The organism is Acinetobacter sp. YH12076 (assembly GCF_013419525.1).
Lineage (GTDB): Bacteria > Pseudomonadota > Gammaproteobacteria > Pseudomonadales > Moraxellaceae > Acinetobacter > Acinetobacter amyesii.
The window spans coordinates 59,586-76,309 of sequence record NZ_VOZY01000014.1 but is presented as its reverse complement, the minus strand read 5'-3'; the positions used below and the strand labels follow the sequence as shown (position 1 = coordinate 76,309).

Below are 16,724 nucleotides of genomic sequence, written 5' to 3'. Positions count from 1 at the left end.
AAAACTTTGTTTATTTCCATATTTAACTAAAAAAATTTATTTAGCAGTCACTGCGAACTTCATTTGCAATTAAGCAATGTCTTGCAGCGGTGCTTCGAAGTTTCGAACTTCCGAGATTAAATTTTCAAAAGAAAAGACTTCTTTCAATTGCTCTTCCGTCATCAATCCCTGAGACAGCACCACTTCTTGAATGGTTTTGTTTTCAGCAATACATTGTTTACCAATGGCATCACAGCGGTCATGTCCAAGAATTGGATCAAGCAAAGTCACAATGCCAACACTACGCATGACCATGTCATAGGCTTGTTGTTCATTGACTTGAATGCCTGAAAAACATTTTTCATTCAAGGTATGAATGCCTTCCACCAATAATTGAATCGACTCGTTGAGTGACAATGCGATGACCGGCTCCATGACATTTAACTGAAGTTGCCCTGCCTCTGCTGCCATGGTGATGGTTAAATCATTGCCCATGACCTTAAAGGCGATTTGGTTCACGACTTCAGGAATAACTGGATTGACTTTGGCTGGCATGATCGATGAACCTGCCTGCAGTTCTGGCAGTCGGATTTCAGCCAAACCTGTACGTGGCCCTGAACTCAATAAACGTAAGTCATTACAAATTTTTGATAGCTTACAAGCCAAGCGTTTCAAGGTACTTGAAATAATAATAAATACGCCGCAATCACTGGTCGCTTCGATATAATCTTCCGCGCCTTTAAACGATAAACCAGTCAATTTGCTGAGGTTTTCGGTAATACGATGGGCGTATCCGACTGGGGAATTCACACCTGTACCAATCGCTGTTGCGCCCAGATTAATTTCCAAGAGCAACTGACGCATCTGATCAATCAAACGTAGATCTTCATTTAATAATGTGGCAAAGGCACTGAACTCTTGCCCAACTGTCATCGGCACTGCATCTTGCAATTGGGTACGGCCCATTTTCAACACATGTTTAAAATCAGCTACCTTCGCACGAATGGTTTGAATCAATTTATCCAGTGCTAAAAGCAGGTCTTCTATACGGTGATATAAACTGATTCGTAACGCTGTCGGATAAACATCATTGGTCGATTGTGATTTATTTACATGATCGTTAGGATGTAACTCACGATAATTGCCTTTGTTCAGTCCCAAGAACTCCAAACCAATATTGGCAATCACCTCGTTACAGTTCATGTTGACCGAGGTACCTGCTCCTCCCTGATAAACATCAATGGGAAAGGATTCCGCCCATTTTTCAGGATGTTCAATCAATTGATCTGCACCGTATTCGATGGCAGCAAGTTGCTGTGCGGTAATACGCCGAAAATTAAAGTTGGTTTGAGCTGCCGCTTTTTTAACAAAACCTAAGGCACGAATAAAGTGCGGTAACTGTCCAATTTTCACATTGGAGATTTGAAAATTTTCGATGGCTCTGAGGGTATGAATACCATAATACGCATCTACAGGAACTTCTTTCGCTCCTAATAAATCATGCTCTATCCTTGTTTGCATTTGCTCGCACCTATATGGCCTGAATTGGGTTCATTCTGATTCAAACTTTGTGCAATCCTCCCTTTTTGGAAAATTGCACCCTCTATGCTTCGTTATGGCTTAAAACGCTTTATCTTAATTAGTAAAGTTTTTCCTGCGGTGGACCTGCAAATTTCAATGGACCAATGGCGTTCATATCCAGTTCAATCACTGCTGGGCCATTCAGATCAATAGCTTCTTGAATCGCAGTTTTGAACTCGTCTGCACTACCTACTTTCCAGCTCTTCACACCCATTGAATCACCAAGCAATTTGTAGTCTGGAGTGTGCAATTCATTGAAGTACTGACGACCGCCAAAGTAGTTATTTTGAATGCCACGCATCACGCCATAACCACCATCATTCATAATCATCAGCACCATATCGGTGTTTTCTTGCGCCATCGTCGCAATTTCACCAATACCCAGCATCAAGCCACCATCACCCACTAAGCCCACAACTTTTTTGTCTGGGTTAGCAATCGATGAACCAATCGCGTGTGCAAGACCCAAGCCGATTGCACCAGCCAATGAGTGGATGTTTTTGTTCGGTGTTTGTACTGGGAACAAACGGCTACCCCAAGTACTGCCTGACATGGTGATGTCACGAACAAAAATACCGTCTTCTGGTAATGCTGCACGTAAGTGATCACAAATTAATGCGTATTGATCCATTTGCGTACGTAGTGCATCTACCGCATGTTCACGCGCAGCCTTAACATCTGCATCATATGCAGCATCAATTTTGCTTAGGCCATTCAATGCGCTAATGACACGTGCAAAAGTATCTTTGGTATCTGCACATACAAATTGTGAAATCTTGTAGTTACGTTGCTGTGCAACTGGATTTGCATCAATTTGGATGATGTTTTCAGGGAATTCAACTGAGTAAGTCTTGGTTTCATTACTGCGTAAACGTGAGCCTGCAACAATCAATAAGTCCGCCTCTTTCATCAGTTTTTCAACGGCTGCAGAGTTATGGAATGCACGTAAGCTACGTGGATGATCATCTGCCAATACACCGCGTGCATGCGTAGATGAAACAACTGGAATACCTAAGTCAGCCAGCGCTTTCACTTCTTCTACTGCATTTAAAGTACCGCCGCCAATCCAAATTAGTGGACGCTTCGCCTTTTTCAATGCATCTGCAATCATGTCAATTTCAGCATCATTCGCTTGCGGCAATAGCATAGCTTTTACTGGGCCAAGATTGGCTGGTAAATCAATTTCAGCGGCTTGTACATCAATTGGAATTTCTACACTTACCGGCCCCATAGGAACAGTAGTCGCAACGCGAATCGCTTCACGAATTACACCTACTGCATTGTCTGGGCTGGTAATACGAAAAGCAGCTTTACTCGATGCTTTTAAGAAGGTTAACTGGTCTTTGGTTTCATGAATAAAGCTTGCATCGCGGTCTAAATATTCACGTTCGACTTGACCGGTTAAATGCAGCACTGGGCTGCCAGCATTCATTGCTTCGATCAGTGAACCCACAGCATTACCTGCACCTGCACCTGTACTTGTCAAAGCCACACCTAAACCTTTAAAACGCGCATGCGCATCTGCCATTGTGACAGAACCAGCTTCACCACGCGCGGCTACAAAACGCATCTTTTCACGGCGGCCAACAGCATCGGCAATAGGTAAGTTATGAATAGAAATCACACCATACATACTGTCTACATTATGCTGTTCTAATACTCGAGCGATTGCTTCGCCTACATTTACACGTTCAGTCATTGTTCTTTCCTTAATTTTTTCAATTCGTTGTTTATGGGTGTTTAGCTGCTAGTCCGACCATGGATTAGCTTGCTCGTTTAACCCCAAATAAATACTTTTTTGCTGCATATAAGACAGAATGCCGAGGCGCCCTTTTTCACGGCCAATGCCGCTGTCTTTAAAACCACCAAAAGGTGCGCTGATGGAGAATTTTTTATAGGTGTTAATCCACACCGTACCGACTTCCAGCAAACGGGCAATTTTCCATGCTTTACGGTAGCTTTCTGTCCAAATCCCTGCCGCTAAACCAAAACAGCTATCGTTGGCTTGCTCGAATAAATCTTTTTCATTGTCGTATGGCATAACGACCAACACAGGGCCAAAAATTTCTTCTTGGCAGGTTTGCGCGCTGTTGCTCAAACCCGTGATGATCGTCGGTTTGTAGAAACTGCCTTTGGCAAATTCACCTTCAGTGATCGCTTCACCACCCGTAACAACCGTACCGCCTTCAGCTTTGGCTAATTCCACATACCGATGCACAGATTCCAAATGCTTTTGGTTAATGAGTGAACCCATATGTACATTTGGCTGTTCAGGATGGCCCACACGTAAACCTTCAGTGATTTCCACCAAACGCTTTAAAAATTCGTCATAAATGGAAGCGTGAATAAATAAACGTGAACCCGCAATACACGCCTGTCCTGCCGAACTGAAAATACCGTAAGCAATGCCTTTGGCTGCGATTTCAATATCTGCATCTGGCAATACAATCGTTGGCGATTTTCCACCTAACTCTAAAGACGTGGTAATCAACTTTTCTGCGGCAATATGTGCCAAGTGACGGCCCGTCGATGTACCGCCGGTAAAGGAAATTTTTCGAACTAATGGATGTTGGGCAATAGCATCACCAATCACTGAACCGCGTCCAACCAGCACACTCAAAATCCCTTTTGGCAATCCTGCTTCTTCAAAGATTTTAGCCAGTTCCAAAGCAATTAATGATGTCGCTTCGGCTGGTTTTAAAATCACTGCGTTGCCTGCAGCAATGGCTGGCGCCAATTTTTGCACTTCACTGGCAATTGGCGAATTCCAAGGGGTAATCGCTGCCACTACACCCACAGGCTCATGCACGCTCATGGTCAAAAAGTCAGATGCACGCTGCGTGGTCAATTCTTCATTAAATGTTTCACAAGCTGCGGCATTAAAGCGCGCCGTTGCTGCTGCACTCATCACCAAAGCACGTGTTTCGGCTAAAGGCTTCCCGTTGTCACGAGTTTGCAATTTAGATAATTCATCTGCGCGGGCTTCAATAATATCGGCGACACGGTACAAAATTTTTGCGCGCTCATGCGGCAAAGAATTACGCCACGCTGGCTTACGCCAAGCTTGATCAGCCTTTGTAATCGCTTCTTCAACATCGTCCAACGTTGCGGTAGAAATTTCCGCATTGACTGAATTGTCTGCTGGAAAAACACTTTGAATCACGTTGCCGCGGCCTAAACGCCATTCACCTGCAATATAAATTTCTTTAACCATGGCACTCACCAAATTCCTTTTAAATCTGAATCGCATCTACGCTGTTGCGGCATGCACGGATCACGCTCAATGCTGCCAATGTTGATGTTTTGGGATTGCTCTCCAAAGGCACACCAATCATTTCAATACTCATTTGACCAAACCGCCCTTGGGCAATAATGGTATGTTTGTTTTGGTTAATATGTGGATCGACCGTTAGCTCAACCATGGTTTCATCCATGCCGATACCCGCCAATGCAATGGTGGCAGCCACGTTGGCATTGGCTGGAAAATGCAATGCCGCTTCACGCGCAGTACCGGTATAAAAAACGGTGGCTTCAGTCACTTGATCTAAATCAATGAGCTTTTCTGCATAACTGCCACGCCAACTGTTTGGACTTTTGCAGCCTTTATAAGTGACCTTTTCCAATCCACCTTCTTTGGCCGCTGAAATGCCGTCAATTCCTGCAATCGCACCTGCCAGTAAATGAATGTGTGCACCCGAATGTTCAGCGGTATTTTGCAACTCTTCAAAGAAAGCGCTGTCAGCCAAAGTGCCCACAGAGATCAGGCCAATGTTCCAGCCTTTTGCTAAAACTTTCGTGGCATGTTCTTTCACCGCAGCTTGGCCTGCCACTTCAATCACATAGTCGGGCGTGCCATCACAATCGTCGATATCGGAAATGACCTGCACATCTGCGGCAAGCGCGTCCTGTACACTGGCAATACTGCGCTCTGGTACCACCACCCATTTCAATTTAAGGTCTTTGGGCAAATGGCTGCGAACCTCATTGGCCATTGCGCCAAAACCAATCATCATCAGCTGTTTCATATGCCCACCTTATAAATGCTTGTTAAAGCCGCCAGAAACATCGATTGCGGAACCTGTGGTATATGACGCCATTGGCGATGCCAAGAAAACCAAAGCGCGCGCGGGCTCTTCAGGTTTGCCTAATCTCTCCATTGGAATACCTCGTTTTTTAGCGATATTGCCAATCCATTCTTCCCACGTTTGATTTTGATCAGAACGGGCTGCAAAACGGCGTTTCCACTGTGCAGATTCCACCATGCCCAATAGGATTGAGTTGACACGAATACCGTATTGAGAAAATTCATGCGCCAATGAATGGGTTAAATTCAACAATGCTGCACGTGCAGATGAGGTCGCTATCATGTGCGGTTCAGGCTGCAACGCTAGTAATGAATTGACATTGGTAATCGATGCACACTCTGACTGCTGCAATGCCGGCAAAAATGCGCGGATAGGATGCAGCACACTGAAATATTTCAATTCAACTTCTTTCAGCCAATCTTCATCCGCAGTATTTTCGAAGTTTGAAACACGACCTTGGCCTGCGTTATTAATTAAAATGTCCACGCCACCAAATTCTTTTTGAACTTGATCTGCAAATTTTTTCACATCAACTTTATCTAAAACGTTGCAAGTTGAGGTAAAGACTTTGGCATTTGGGTACCGTGATAAAACCTGTGCTTTTGACTCATTCAAACGCTGTTCGTCACGACCACACCAAGCAACTTGTGCGCCTTCGGCTACCAAAAGCTCAACCGTTGCCAAGCCAATACCAGACGAGCCACCGGTGACTACTGCTTTTTTGCCTTCTAATTGGAAGCTCATTTTCCTATCTCACATCCGTGCGTCATGTAGCGACAATAAAATTTGGTTAAATTGCGCTGCTTGATCCAAATAACTCAAGTGGCCTGCAGCGGCAATTTCGTAGCATGGATTCAACTGAAACTGATCCGCCAATGCTTGAATATCCTGTGGAGGCGTTATGCCATCCGCCATGCCTTTAATCACATGAATATTGTACTGTTCTGGGTTTAAATAACTTTGAATCGCGTCATAGGCCAAAAGATACGATGCATCAGTAAAGCCTTCTAATTGAATGTTTTGCATCACTGTTTCAATCAGCGCTAATGCCTCTGCTGAAGCATTAGCAACCAAATGCGGCCCACGTGATTGCGCCATGCCTGATGCGCCTAAGGTCTGCAGCATTTTTGGACGCTTTTCAAAGACATCCTGCTGCTTTTGTGCATCACTACCTTTATAACCCTGCGCTGCATTGGCAAGGACCACTGCATCTACCATGTCTGGATAGCGTGCATTAAAGGCTGCTGCCTGCATTGCACCTAAAGAATGACCGACCAAAATCATTTTGTTTTGATCCGGAGCTGATCCTAAGTTCAGACCTAATGCAGTCAACATGCCTTTTAAACGCTGTGCATAATCTTCTGCATTCGGCTGTTCTGCAGCTAAAGGATCTGACTGGCCATAACCCGGTGCATCCCATGCAATCACATGAAAATGATGACTCAAATCTTGCAACTGCTTGACCCATGAACCTGAACCCGAACTGATGCCATGCAGCAAGACCAGAACTTTGCCTGCGCCTGCCTCACGGTAAGATTGCTGTACACCGTCAAACTGAACGGTCTTTAATTCAAACTGTGCCAATTGCTCAACTAAAGTCATCTCTTTTCTTCCTAAAATTAACGCTTGATTTGAGACAGAGGGTGTTCAGGCGGATAGTTCGGAATCGTCGGCTTGCCAGTACCTAGCATTACGCACATTAGGGCATCTTCACTTCCTGGGTTAAATAAGCCGCGGTAAATCCCCGGTGGAATTGAAATCAAGTCACGTTCTTTTAAGCGGGTTGAAAACTTCTCGCCTTCATGTTCGATAAAAAGATCAATTTCACCACGCAGCATAAAGAACACTTCTTCTACATCGTGATGAATATGCAACGGACCTTCGCACTGCGGTGGCAAGACCATAGTTGAAAAGGTAAAGTTTTCTGCAGGCACCGTATTTCCATCATTTGCTACACCTGTTGCACCTGTCCCCATATAACGCATTTGCGCACGGCGGTATTTTGGGTCGTAATCTGCTTGGAATTTGAGTGCATCATAATCGTATTGACGGGTTTCAAAGCGAGCGATGCGTCCGCCAATCCAGTCTTCTAATGTTTGACCTTCAGGCTGTTTCCAAGATTCAAATTGCTGTACGGACATGTTTCTCTCCTTATTTCAGCTCACTGCGATTTCATAAAAGTGGAGCTGGATCTGATCTAAATTGTTCTTACCGTCAGCACCAGTTGCTTTAAGCGTCATGACGGTCATGTATATCGGTTAAATAAAAGTAAGGGCTAATTTCTTGGCTTTAACTTTGGCTCAAGCCTTAATAACGTTTCAGCAATGGCGCGAGGAAGAAGGAACCGATCACGGCGACTGCTGCCAAGAAGGTAATGCCAATATTGAAACTACCGGTTTGCATTACGATCGCACCAATTAATACCGGTGCCGCTGCACTGGCAAAGTTACCAAGACCATTGAAAATACCGCCTGCTGTTGCGCCTACGTCTGCTGTAGTAATACGTGCTAACAATGCAAATACTGCTGCTACACCGAAGCCCCATGCCATAGCACTTAGAGACATCGCTAGAATCACCATCACAGGATCAGTTGCAATCACCATGGCATACATGAATATCCCTGCAATCAGTAAGCCACCACTCACTTGAATCGCACGTTTGCCCATTTTGTCCGAAAGGAATGCACCAGCGACTTCACCCACTAACATCGCAATGAATGGAAGACTTGAGTAGGCACCGAATTCTTTTAAGTTAAAGCCTTTGTCTTGAATTAAGTAAGAAGGCACCCAGCTGTTTAAACCCCAGAGGTAAGTCATCAATGCAATGTTAAAGATGCACAGTAACCAGAATGAACCGTTGCTTAGCAAAGTTTTGGTATGCGCCACATGGGTACGGAAATTTACGCGTTTACCAACACCTTCCAAATCCACTGTGCGTTTCAACTGTAAGTTACGTAGGCCATACACAATCAGTATCAATACAATGAAGGTCAATGCCCCCATAACAAAGAACGTGGTGTGCCAGTCATAGTGCGCCAAAACAAATGCAGTAATCGGAAAGCCTAGGAATGCGCCAATGGGAGTTCCGAGGAGGAACATGGTTGAAGCACGCGCTTGCTGACGGTCGGTATAGGTTTGTTTCACAATGGTATAAGCCAAAGCAAACAATGGGCCTTCAGCTAAACCGAGCAGAACGCGCAGCGTCATCATCGTAGAATAATCTGTGGTGAAACCCATCAAAAACATCAATAGGCCCCAAGACGTCACACTCCAAAACAGCATTTTTTTAGGACAAAAAATATCGCCTAAAAAGCTCAGAAACATTGACGAAAAACCGTAAGCTAGCAAAAAGCTTGTCATCAGCCAGCCTAGTTTTGCCTTGTCCTGTGCAATGCCCATCGCATCTTGGAACGTTGCATCTGAAAACAAGACAGCAATACTAATTTTGTCAAAGAAAGCCAGTACCACGCAGATCATTAAAATGATCGCTGGGGTCCAATGCTTTAATCCTGTTTTTGCATCATTATCCATGGGTAAATCCTTTCATACATGGGCTAATATTTTTTAAACGCTTATTTCAATTTCATTAAATTAAAGTCTGGATCTTGCAATTGAGCTGGATCCAATTCGCGCTGGCTGGCCATCCATCGTTTTGCCAGTTTGATTAATTTTGAATCATTCACTGCGATCATATTCAGCAGCTGTTGATTTGCATCTAAATAGAAAAAACTAATTTGCGTTTCTGTAGTTTTACGAATCACCACCTGATGAGTTTTTTCAGGCTGATAAGTCCCTAAAATCTGAATGTTGCATTGATACTGATCTGACCATAACCAAGGTATATCCTGATAGGCTGTCATCTCACCCAACATTGATTTTGCTGCAGAAATAGCCTGATTTTGCGCATTCGCCCAAGACTGAATGCAGTAACCGAGTGATGGATGAATCGCCACATCACCTGCAGCATAGATATCTACATCTGAGGTTTGTCCATATTCATTTACCACAATGCCATCTTTAACTTCGAGTTCAGCTAAAGCAGCCAATTCTTTTGCAATTTCAGCACCTGCGCCGACCACCACACAATCAAACTGTTTTAATTTAATGTCTGCATCAAATACTTCAACATGATGATCTGCAGTTTCAATCAAATGCAATTTGGTCGCATTTAAATGAATCGCTGTACCATTGCTTTCATGCAACTGCTTGAGAAAATCAGAGACTTCTGGGCTGACACTGCGTGCGCAAAGGCGTGAACCGTATTCAAAAATTTCGACCTGCTTGCCCTGCTTACGCGCAGTCGCAGCAATTTCTAGACCAATCCAGCCACCGCCAATCACGGCAATATGTTCTGCAGCTTTAAATTTTTCTGTCAGCTTTTGGCAGTCTTGAATATCACGCATGGTGTATACATTCTCCATGCTCGACCAAGCTGAAACAGGAATACGCGCTCGGCTGCCTGTCGCAATCAGCAATTTGTCATAAGGCAAAACTTTGCCGCTTTCCAAATGCACGGTTTTATCCGCTTTATCTAGTTTGACCGCATGATCTGGCTTGTGCCAAGTCACTGAAAAATCATTCACCTGCTCCTGAGAAAACAGATTCAAGCTTTCTACTTCTGCTTCTTGTGACAGCACTTGCTTTGACAATGGCGGACGTTCATAGAACACCTGCTCTTCATTGGATACCACGTGAATTTCACCGTCAAAGCCTTGTCCACGTAACGTATGGACTGCCCATCCTGCAGCTTGGCCTGCACCGACAATCACTATTCTGTTCATGCTGATCTCCTTATCACCATTTACCTTAGGCAGGCTTTACTTGACGGCGGGTTTCATGATCCAAACCACCTTCAATTGCCCATTCGGTAAATAATTCCAAGCTATGTTCTTCTTCACGCGGCTGCCATTCTTCTGTCAAATAATCATCATTGGTGTAGTACTCAAATGCACCGCCCAATGGAGAATTCACATACCAAAAATATGCAGATGAAATCGGGTGGCGACCTGGGCCAATAAAGGTTGACCAGTCCTGACGATTCATACTTAAACCGCCGCCAATGACTTCATGAATATCACGGACCACAAAGGCCACATGATTCAAGCCCGCTGGCTTATTCGGCACGGACAATAAGAACAAATCATGATGGAAACCTTCGCCACGGCAGCGCAAGAATGCACCGCGCTTACGGTAAGCATCCGATAAATGGAAGCCAACTTTCTCAATATAAAATGCTTGTGTCGTTTCCAAATCTGGTGTGAAAAACACCACATGACCAATGGCTACCGGTTCTGCTTTTTCATACACAGGACTAGCTGCATTCACACGTTGTATATTGCCAAATTGGTTAATGCCTTCCGTTTTCGCTTCTGGCAATATATGCGTTATGCTTTTTTCAAACACAATGGTCATGCCATTTGGATCGCGGCACTGCACATGTGAAGCCGAACTAGCAAAACCCGGCTCATTGGCTAAATTTGCTTTTAAACTGTCAAAATCTTGATCATTTTCAACACCCCACGTTACTTCACGTAGTGTTGAACCGGCTTCAATGGCTGGCGGTAAACGTGCATCAGAGGTATCAAAAAGATACAGTTTGCTGCCATTTTGCGTTTGATATAAATCTGTACCATCAATATCTGTTGCCACCGACTTTAAGCCAAAATCAGCTAAAAATGTCTTTGCCTCTTGGCGGTTTTCGACACCAAATTTAAGGACTTCAATTCCTGTAATCATGTCTTGCTCCTTAATTAAATACGAAACCGCCATTCACAGGAATATTCTGTCCGGTCACAAAAGATGATAAATCTGAAAGCAGATAAATCGCTGTGCCGTTCACATCCTGCGGAAGTTGTTGACGCTGTATTGCTCTTCCATTCACATACAAATCATGGCGTGATTGCGGGACATATTCTGTGGCTTCGACTAGTGTTAAACCTGGGCTGATGGTATTCACACAGATATTATCTGCGCCTAACTCACTTGCCATTGAACGGGTCATCGAAATAATGGCGCCTTTACTTGCAACATAAGCCATCAGCTTTGGTGCACCCCAAAGTGCCGTGTCTGAAGCAATATTGATAATTTTGCCCTGACCTGACGCTTTTAAATGCGGTACGCAAGCTTGAGAAACCAACCAAGTGCCTTTGACATTGACCGTCATCACACGGTCCCAAAGCGCTTCGTCATAGCTCATCATGTCGACACCGCCTACCCCTGTCGCTAAGGCGGCACAGTTGATTAGACCGTCTAAACCACCAAGGGCTTCAACAGCAGTTTGCACCGCATGTTGAATAGACTGTTTTTCACTTAAATCAATACTGACGGCAGATACCTGAAAACCTGCATGCGCTAACTTTTCAGCTTCTGACTGCACCAAATCGGCCAGAATATCTGCCATGACCACTGCAGCGCCAGCTTCTGCAGCCGCTTGGGCGAAATCAAGTCCTAGGCCGCGCGCAGCTCCGGTGACCAAGATGCGCTTGCCGGCTAAAATCTGCACATTAGCCATTTGACGCTTCCTTCATTTCAATGCGATTTTCATCTTTCACTTCACGCAGCGCTAAGATTTTTTTGATTTGCTTGTCCGCCTCTTTTTTCATCAGGCGGCGTAAGCGAGATAAGCCTACATCGTGCTGATAAAGGAATTCGTGTTGACGTGCATTGGGCGCCATGTTTTCTAAGATAATGCGGTCTTGTTCCAGTACATCCCAGTGCAATTGCTCAAGATGGTTACGGTACAAGAAGCGCCATACATTACGCTGCCAGCCAGAGACTTTACGGCAGCGCCAGAAGAATACGCGAGTGTTGTCGGCATCAATCGGGGTAGCAAAACCGACAATCCAAAACTCACCACCCGGACCAAAAGACTTACGGTAAGGAATCGATAAACGTAACCATGCCGCCCCCGTTTGACCATATTCAACCCAGTCAAAGTTCACACCAGTTTGACCTTCTTTTTCAAAGACGAAACCATCTTGGGTTGCGCGGTGCTTCATTTCAGCTGTACGTTCACCTTCCGCCATCGAGTGCGATGTACAATGCAGGTATGTGCCGTGCATCGGGTCCATCACGTTATCAATGGCATATTGATGATTCACTTTCCAATCTGCCATACATAGGAATGAGCTCCACTCATCACTTGACAGCTGATCGGGTAAGTTAAGTTCTGCAGGCGCTTCACTAGCATCAAGACCAAACCAAATGAAGATCGCATCATTCATTTCTTTGACTTGATATGATTTTACACAGTCGCTGCCTTTGAGCGGGCAATCATTTACTGCTGGCACATCTTCCACCACGCCGTCATGACGTACTTCTACACCGTGATACCAGCAAGCGACGCGGTTACCCAAATTCCAGCCAAGCGATAAACGTGCGCCTCGGTGCGGACAGCGGTCTTCTAGTGCATGCACCGCGCCTTGTTCATCTCGCCAGACCACAATATTTTCGCCTAAACGAGTAATCCCAACTGGATTTGAGCCCACTTCCCAACTTGCTAAGACTGGATACCATTGATCACGCAGGCCAAGATCCAAATATTGTTCTAAATTAATTTCTGCAGTCATGATGAAATCCTTTTCTTAATAGCCTAGACGCTGCATCTCATTCGAGAAGCTCTCAGTGGTCCAAACCTCTCCTGCCACTGTTCTAAACCCTTGCTGATTCAATGCTTCGGTTAATGCATCCAGTTCTGTCACATCGTTATTGAAGGCTTGAATTAAATGCTGCACAAAATCTAATTCATATTGGCTCGGCGCTCGGCTGCGGTTTTGCCAAACCAAATGTTCAACCTGACCCGGAATTTGAATATTGTTAATGCCTGCGTCATTCGAAGGCGTTGCGTTAATCCATTTAGCTAGCTTTTCGTTAAATGCTTTCATGTGAATATTTCCTTTTCTTCCTTCAGCCTTAGAGTTGAATTTGAACTTCACCGTTTTCAATACGTACTGGATAAGTACATAAATCTCTGCAACCAGGACCACTTTCCAAAGCCCCTGTTTCCAAGTTGAAAATCGCTTCATGCAGCGGGCACTCGACTGTCAGTCCTTCAATGAAGCCTTCAGTGAGTAAAGCAAATGCATGCGGGCAGACGTTTTCAACCGCGAAATAATTTTCTTCGATAAGAAAGACACCGATCTTTTTGTCTTCGACTTCAACCGCTTTTGGCTCTTCATCAGCGACTTCATTCACTTTGCAAACAGATATCCAGTTCATATGCTCATCTTCCATGTTTTATATGCAAAACAATATTTAATATTTGAAACATTGATAATAGGATAATGCGTGAGCAATTTAATTGTCAATTTTTATAAATTTATATATTTCATAAAGATAGTTAAAAAACACATTTTGCAATGTTTTATTTACAAATAAATGTTTTATATATAAACATTGCGATCTTATTTTTAGGCCGCTAAAATAGCCCCAATAGGTTATTTATTTTTATATAAACTTAATCAAAGATGAGCTTGGCAAATGAATTCAATTAATAACGATGCCTCTATAGAGAAAGAAACTGAATCTTCCAATGACGAGCGCTATTTAGTCCCAGGCTTAATTCGTGGCTTGGCCATTTTAAAATTATTCGATCAACATCATCAGGAAATGACCATTTCTGAAATCGCGGAAAAAATTGATGTAAACCGTTCCAGTGCTTTTCGTTTAATTCACACCTTGGAGCACTGCGGCTACCTGCGAAAAATGTCGCAAAAAACCTATGCGCTCAACAGCAATGTGATGGAACTGGGCTTTAACAGCTTATCTAAATCATCACTGACCGATTTGGCTGCGCCGATCATGCGCGAACTGCGTGACCGAATTAAAATTGCGGTGCATTTATCGGTCTTAGAAGGCACAGATATTGTTTTCGTCAGCAATGTTCAGTCCAATGGTCCATTTACCAGTACCGTGCATATCGGCACACGCTGGCCTGCACATGCAACGGTGATTGGTCAATTGATTTTGTCGCAACTTTCGGAAGCTGAAGTCATCAAGCGTTATGAAAATATTCAAGATTGGAAAATATTTTCGGAACGTACACCGCGTAATATTGAGGCTTTATTAGAACGACTACGTGAAGTACGCAATCAGCCATTTATGGTGAGCTGGGGACATTTCAATACAGATATGGCCGCTTGTGCTGCGCCTATATATAGTCAGGCAAGTGGGAAAATGAGCGCTATTTTGTCGGTCAGTTGCCCTTTGAGCACCTATACAGAAGCTCAATTCCGTGGAGAAGTTGCCAATACCGTCATAGAATGTGCCGATAAAATTTCAAAATTCATTTACGTCTAAATAGATGGAATCACTTTAAACATCTCGAAATCAAGCATTTTGAGATGTTTTTAAATGACGCTCAGTAGCTCAACATTTAGATAAAATTCATCAATCAATGGTGACTTTATATTGTTGTATTGCCGATACAGTCTACAGTTTCTGTCTTAAGTTTCCACGCGATAAAAATGATTTCGCATAAAGACGCCAAACATAGAAGCAAATAATTGCCGATCTTGTTCAGCTTGAAAGATGCCCCTGAAATAGTCCCGATCTGTGGTTAAAATTAAATCTAAGAATGTTGCCTGCTTGGGAACGGCACCCTTTCTTTGGCAATATGCAAAATATGCACTGACATCTTCAAATAAAATCCACCACTCCTGTGGACTTCCAATCTGAATGCCACCTAATGAATGCTCTAGATCAAACATCGCATTAAGCAGATATTGAAAATTTTGCTTTGAACTTTGAAATTGAAATCTAGGATAATCTGTTGTTAGATTTAATTCGATCAGATGTAAATGGACGCTCCGAGCACGCTTTAATCTACATTTAACTTTTACATATTGTTGATAACGACGTCGATCTTTTGCTGTGACCAAAGTTAAGCGCGACAAATCCATGTTGTCGTGTAAATCACTGAGTTTCACTTCACACGCTATTGCATTTTTAGCAGTACGCTGCGCAGCTTGAAATCGGTTCTCACCTGTTGTTTTAGTCAGTGCCAGTATCGCGTCAATAATATGCGCTTGAAAACCCTTAGCACGAAGCTCATCCGTCGTTGTCGCAGTATCTTCTAAAATGTCATGTAATACAGCTACGATTTTAGCATCGGGATGTTGCACATTTTGCATCACACGAAGTGGATGCTGAATATAAGCTTGACCCGCTTTATCGACTTGTCCGAAATGGCGTTCAGTCGCCAATGAAATCGCGTTTTCTAAAGTTGAAATAAAGAATCTCCCCTTCGTGGTCTTTTTTATTTTTCTCCATCATATTAACCAATGAATACATCTATTTATAGCTCTAAGCACGCCCCTAACGACACAGATTGACTCGTAAAATACATATCTACCGTGAATTATCGTGAGCTAGATCTTTTGCAAATAGTTCTATGCCATTCGCGCCAACATTTCCAAAGTAATTTTTTTCACCTCTTCTTTACTTTGCTGAATATGGCTGCGCATTTTCTCCAATGCCGCTGTAACATTATGTCCAAGGATCAATTGTAAAATCTGTTGATGCTCTGCATAAGTGGCTTCAATTCGATAATCTTTAGAAAAATCTAAGCGACGAATAATACGAATTTTTTCACTCACATCCCGATGCACCTTTGCCATTTCACTATTAGCGATTGCTTCAAGCAATTGGCAGTGAAATGCTTCATCTTGCATCGATAAAGTTTTTAAATCATGCAAAAACTGCTCAGGCGGAATACACCACACATTTACTAAGTCCTGTAAAGCCTGTTTGAGTTGTTCTGTTTCCATTTTGCAGAGCTGCTCAATGGCATAGCACTCCAGCAAAATCCGTAAATCATACAATTCTTCGTAGGCTTTAAAATTGAGTGGCTTCACTTCCCAACCGCTACGAAAATGTACTCTTACATAGCCATCTTGCTGTAAACGGTATAAAGCCTGACGTACGGGTGTACGGCTCACTTCATACAACTCGGCAATTTCAGATTCGGTAAAACGTGCGCCCGGTTTGAGCTGAAAATCAAAAATATCGTTTTTTATTTTTTGGAAAACCAGCTCAGACAAATTGTCTGAGCTTTTCCCAACAATGGTGGTTGTGGTCATG

Annotated in this window: 16 protein-coding genes and 1 pseudogene; 1 reads left to right on the top strand and 16 read right to left on the bottom strand. The window is 43.5% G+C overall.

Going from position 1 to position 16,724, the window contains the following annotated elements; translation table 11 throughout:
- Positions 1-69: 69 nt before the first annotated feature.
- The 14 genes from FTU22_RS13910 to FTU22_RS13845 all read right to left on the bottom strand — a co-directional run bounded on the left by FTU22_RS13910 (position 70) and on the right by FTU22_RS13845 (position 13,862).
- Entirely contained in the window at positions 70-1,500 is a 1,431-nt protein-coding gene (locus FTU22_RS13910; protein WP_180095027.1) for an aspartate ammonia-lyase, read from the bottom strand.
- Between the two features lie 118 nt (positions 1,501-1,618).
- Complete coding sequence (locus FTU22_RS13905) at positions 1,619-3,259, bottom strand: thiamine pyrophosphate-binding protein (RefSeq protein ID WP_180095025.1); 1,641 nt, start codon at positions 3,257-3,259, stop codon at positions 1,619-1,621.
- A gap of 48 nt (positions 3,260-3,307) precedes the next feature.
- A complete protein-coding gene (locus tag FTU22_RS13900) occupies positions 3,308-4,774 on the bottom strand; it encodes an aldehyde dehydrogenase (RefSeq protein WP_180076851.1) in 1,467 nt (488 codons plus the stop codon).
- A gap of 19 nt (positions 4,775-4,793) precedes the next feature.
- Positions 4,794-5,585, bottom strand: coding sequence for an aspartate dehydrogenase (locus FTU22_RS13895; RefSeq protein ID WP_180076850.1), 792 nt, complete (start codon positions 5,583-5,585; stop codon positions 4,794-4,796).
- Between the two features lie 9 nt (positions 5,586-5,594).
- Complete coding sequence (locus FTU22_RS13890) at positions 5,595-6,389, bottom strand: SDR family oxidoreductase (RefSeq protein WP_180076849.1); 795 nt, start codon at positions 6,387-6,389, stop codon at positions 5,595-5,597.
- A 9-nt stretch (positions 6,390-6,398) separates the two neighbouring features.
- Entirely contained in the window at positions 6,399-7,247 is an 849-nt protein-coding gene (locus FTU22_RS13885; protein ID WP_180083991.1) for an alpha/beta fold hydrolase, read from the bottom strand.
- Positions 7,248-7,264: 17 nt separating this feature from the next.
- Positions 7,265-7,786 carry a cupin domain-containing protein gene (locus tag FTU22_RS13880; RefSeq protein WP_180095023.1) on the bottom strand — a complete coding sequence of 174 codons (522 nt, stop codon included), beginning with the start codon at positions 7,784-7,786 and terminating at the stop codon, positions 7,265-7,267.
- A 166-nt stretch (positions 7,787-7,952) separates the two neighbouring features.
- Positions 7,953-9,176 carry an MFS transporter gene (locus FTU22_RS13875; RefSeq protein ID WP_180095021.1) on the bottom strand — a complete coding sequence of 408 codons (1,224 nt, stop codon included), beginning with the start codon at positions 9,174-9,176 and terminating at the stop codon, positions 7,953-7,955.
- Positions 9,177-9,217: 41 nt separating this feature from the next.
- Positions 9,218-10,426, bottom strand: a complete 1,209-nt coding sequence (locus FTU22_RS13870; RefSeq protein ID WP_180095019.1) for an NAD(P)/FAD-dependent oxidoreductase — start codon at positions 10,424-10,426, stop codon at positions 9,218-9,220.
- Positions 10,427-10,451: 25 nt separating this feature from the next.
- Entirely contained in the window at positions 10,452-11,381 is a 930-nt protein-coding gene (locus tag FTU22_RS13865; RefSeq protein WP_180095017.1) for a VOC family protein, read from the bottom strand.
- Between the two features lie 10 nt (positions 11,382-11,391).
- Entirely contained in the window at positions 11,392-12,156 is a 765-nt protein-coding gene (locus FTU22_RS13860; protein ID WP_180095015.1) for an SDR family oxidoreductase, read from the bottom strand.
- The gene (locus FTU22_RS13855; RefSeq protein WP_180095013.1) at positions 12,149-13,213 is read right to left on the bottom strand and encodes an aromatic ring-hydroxylating dioxygenase subunit alpha; all 1,065 of its coding nucleotides are present in this window, start codon (positions 13,211-13,213) and stop codon (positions 12,149-12,151) included. The genes FTU22_RS13860 and FTU22_RS13855 overlap by 8 nt, the downstream gene beginning before the upstream one ends.
- A 15-nt stretch (positions 13,214-13,228) precedes the next feature.
- Positions 13,229-13,528: a recombinase-like helix-turn-helix domain-containing protein gene (locus FTU22_RS13850; protein WP_180095011.1), complete on the bottom strand. Its 300-nt coding sequence runs from the start codon at positions 13,526-13,528 to the stop codon at positions 13,229-13,231.
- A 28-nt stretch (positions 13,529-13,556) separates the two neighbouring features.
- Positions 13,557-13,862 (bottom strand): non-heme iron oxygenase ferredoxin subunit, encoded by a 306-nt coding sequence (locus FTU22_RS13845; protein WP_180095009.1) that lies wholly within the window; start codon positions 13,860-13,862, stop codon positions 13,557-13,559.
- Between the two features lie 261 nt (positions 13,863-14,123).
- On the opposite strand from FTU22_RS13845, the gene FTU22_RS13840 reads away from it, so the two are divergent.
- Positions 14,124-14,942, top strand: coding sequence for an IclR family transcriptional regulator (locus tag FTU22_RS13840; protein WP_180095007.1), 819 nt, complete (start codon positions 14,124-14,126; stop codon positions 14,940-14,942).
- Positions 14,943-15,472: 530 nt separating this feature from the next.
- Here FTU22_RS13840 and FTU22_RS16380 read toward each other — a convergent pair.
- Both FTU22_RS16380 and FTU22_RS13830 read right to left on the bottom strand, forming a co-directional pair.
- Positions 15,473-15,874 (bottom strand): annotated as a pseudogene (locus tag FTU22_RS16380) (guanosine-3',5'-bis(diphosphate) 3'-pyrophosphohydrolase); the annotation flags it as partial.
- 159 nt (positions 15,875-16,033) lie between these two features.
- Positions 16,034-16,723, bottom strand: coding sequence for a GntR family transcriptional regulator (locus FTU22_RS13830; RefSeq protein ID WP_180095006.1), 690 nt, complete (start codon positions 16,721-16,723; stop codon positions 16,034-16,036).
- Between the last annotated feature and the right edge of the window lies 1 nt (position 16,724).

What these genes read in the sequence shown, in the direction of transcription:
- FTU22_RS13830 (WP_180095006.1), bottom strand. Translation starts at nt 16,723, where the DNA reads ATGACCACAACCACCATTGTTGGGAAAAGCTCAGACAATTTGTCTGAG.
- FTU22_RS13875 (WP_180095021.1), bottom strand. Translation starts at nt 9,176, where the DNA reads ATGGATAATGATGCAAAAACAGGATTAAAGCATTGGACCCCAGCGATC.
- FTU22_RS13865 (WP_180095017.1), bottom strand. Translation starts at nt 11,381, where the DNA reads ATGATTACAGGAATTGAAGTCCTTAAATTTGGTGTCGAAAACCGCCAA.
- FTU22_RS13885 (WP_180083991.1), bottom strand. Translation starts at nt 7,247, where the DNA reads ATGACTTTAGTTGAGCAATTGGCACAGTTTGAATTAAAGACCGTTCAG.
- FTU22_RS13850 (WP_180095011.1), bottom strand. Translation starts at nt 13,528, where the DNA reads ATGAAAGCATTTAACGAAAAGCTAGCTAAATGGATTAACGCAACGCCT.
- FTU22_RS13840 (WP_180095007.1), top strand. Translation starts at nt 14,124, where the DNA reads ATGAATTCAATTAATAACGATGCCTCTATAGAGAAAGAAACTGAATCT.
- FTU22_RS13905 (WP_180095025.1), bottom strand. Translation starts at nt 3,259, where the DNA reads ATGACTGAACGTGTAAATGTAGGCGAAGCAATCGCTCGAGTATTAGAA.
- FTU22_RS13860 (WP_180095015.1), bottom strand. Translation starts at nt 12,156, where the DNA reads ATGGCTAATGTGCAGATTTTAGCCGGCAAGCGCATCTTGGTCACCGGA.
- FTU22_RS13890 (WP_180076849.1), bottom strand. Translation starts at nt 6,389, where the DNA reads ATGAGCTTCCAATTAGAAGGCAAAAAAGCAGTAGTCACCGGTGGCTCG.
- FTU22_RS13845 (WP_180095009.1), bottom strand. Translation starts at nt 13,862, where the DNA reads ATGAACTGGATATCTGTTTGCAAAGTGAATGAAGTCGCTGATGAAGAG.
- FTU22_RS13870 (WP_180095019.1), bottom strand. Translation starts at nt 10,426, where the DNA reads ATGAACAGAATAGTGATTGTCGGTGCAGGCCAAGCTGCAGGATGGGCA.
- FTU22_RS13895 (WP_180076850.1), bottom strand. Translation starts at nt 5,585, where the DNA reads ATGAAACAGCTGATGATGATTGGTTTTGGCGCAATGGCCAATGAGGTT.
- FTU22_RS13855 (WP_180095013.1), bottom strand. Translation starts at nt 13,213, where the DNA reads ATGACTGCAGAAATTAATTTAGAACAATATTTGGATCTTGGCCTGCGT.
- FTU22_RS13910 (WP_180095027.1), bottom strand. Translation starts at nt 1,500, where the DNA reads ATGCAAACAAGGATAGAGCATGATTTATTAGGAGCGAAAGAAGTTCCT.
- FTU22_RS13900 (WP_180076851.1), bottom strand. Translation starts at nt 4,774, where the DNA reads ATGGTTAAAGAAATTTATATTGCAGGTGAATGGCGTTTAGGCCGCGGC.
- FTU22_RS13880 (WP_180095023.1), bottom strand. Translation starts at nt 7,786, where the DNA reads ATGTCCGTACAGCAATTTGAATCTTGGAAACAGCCTGAAGGTCAAACA.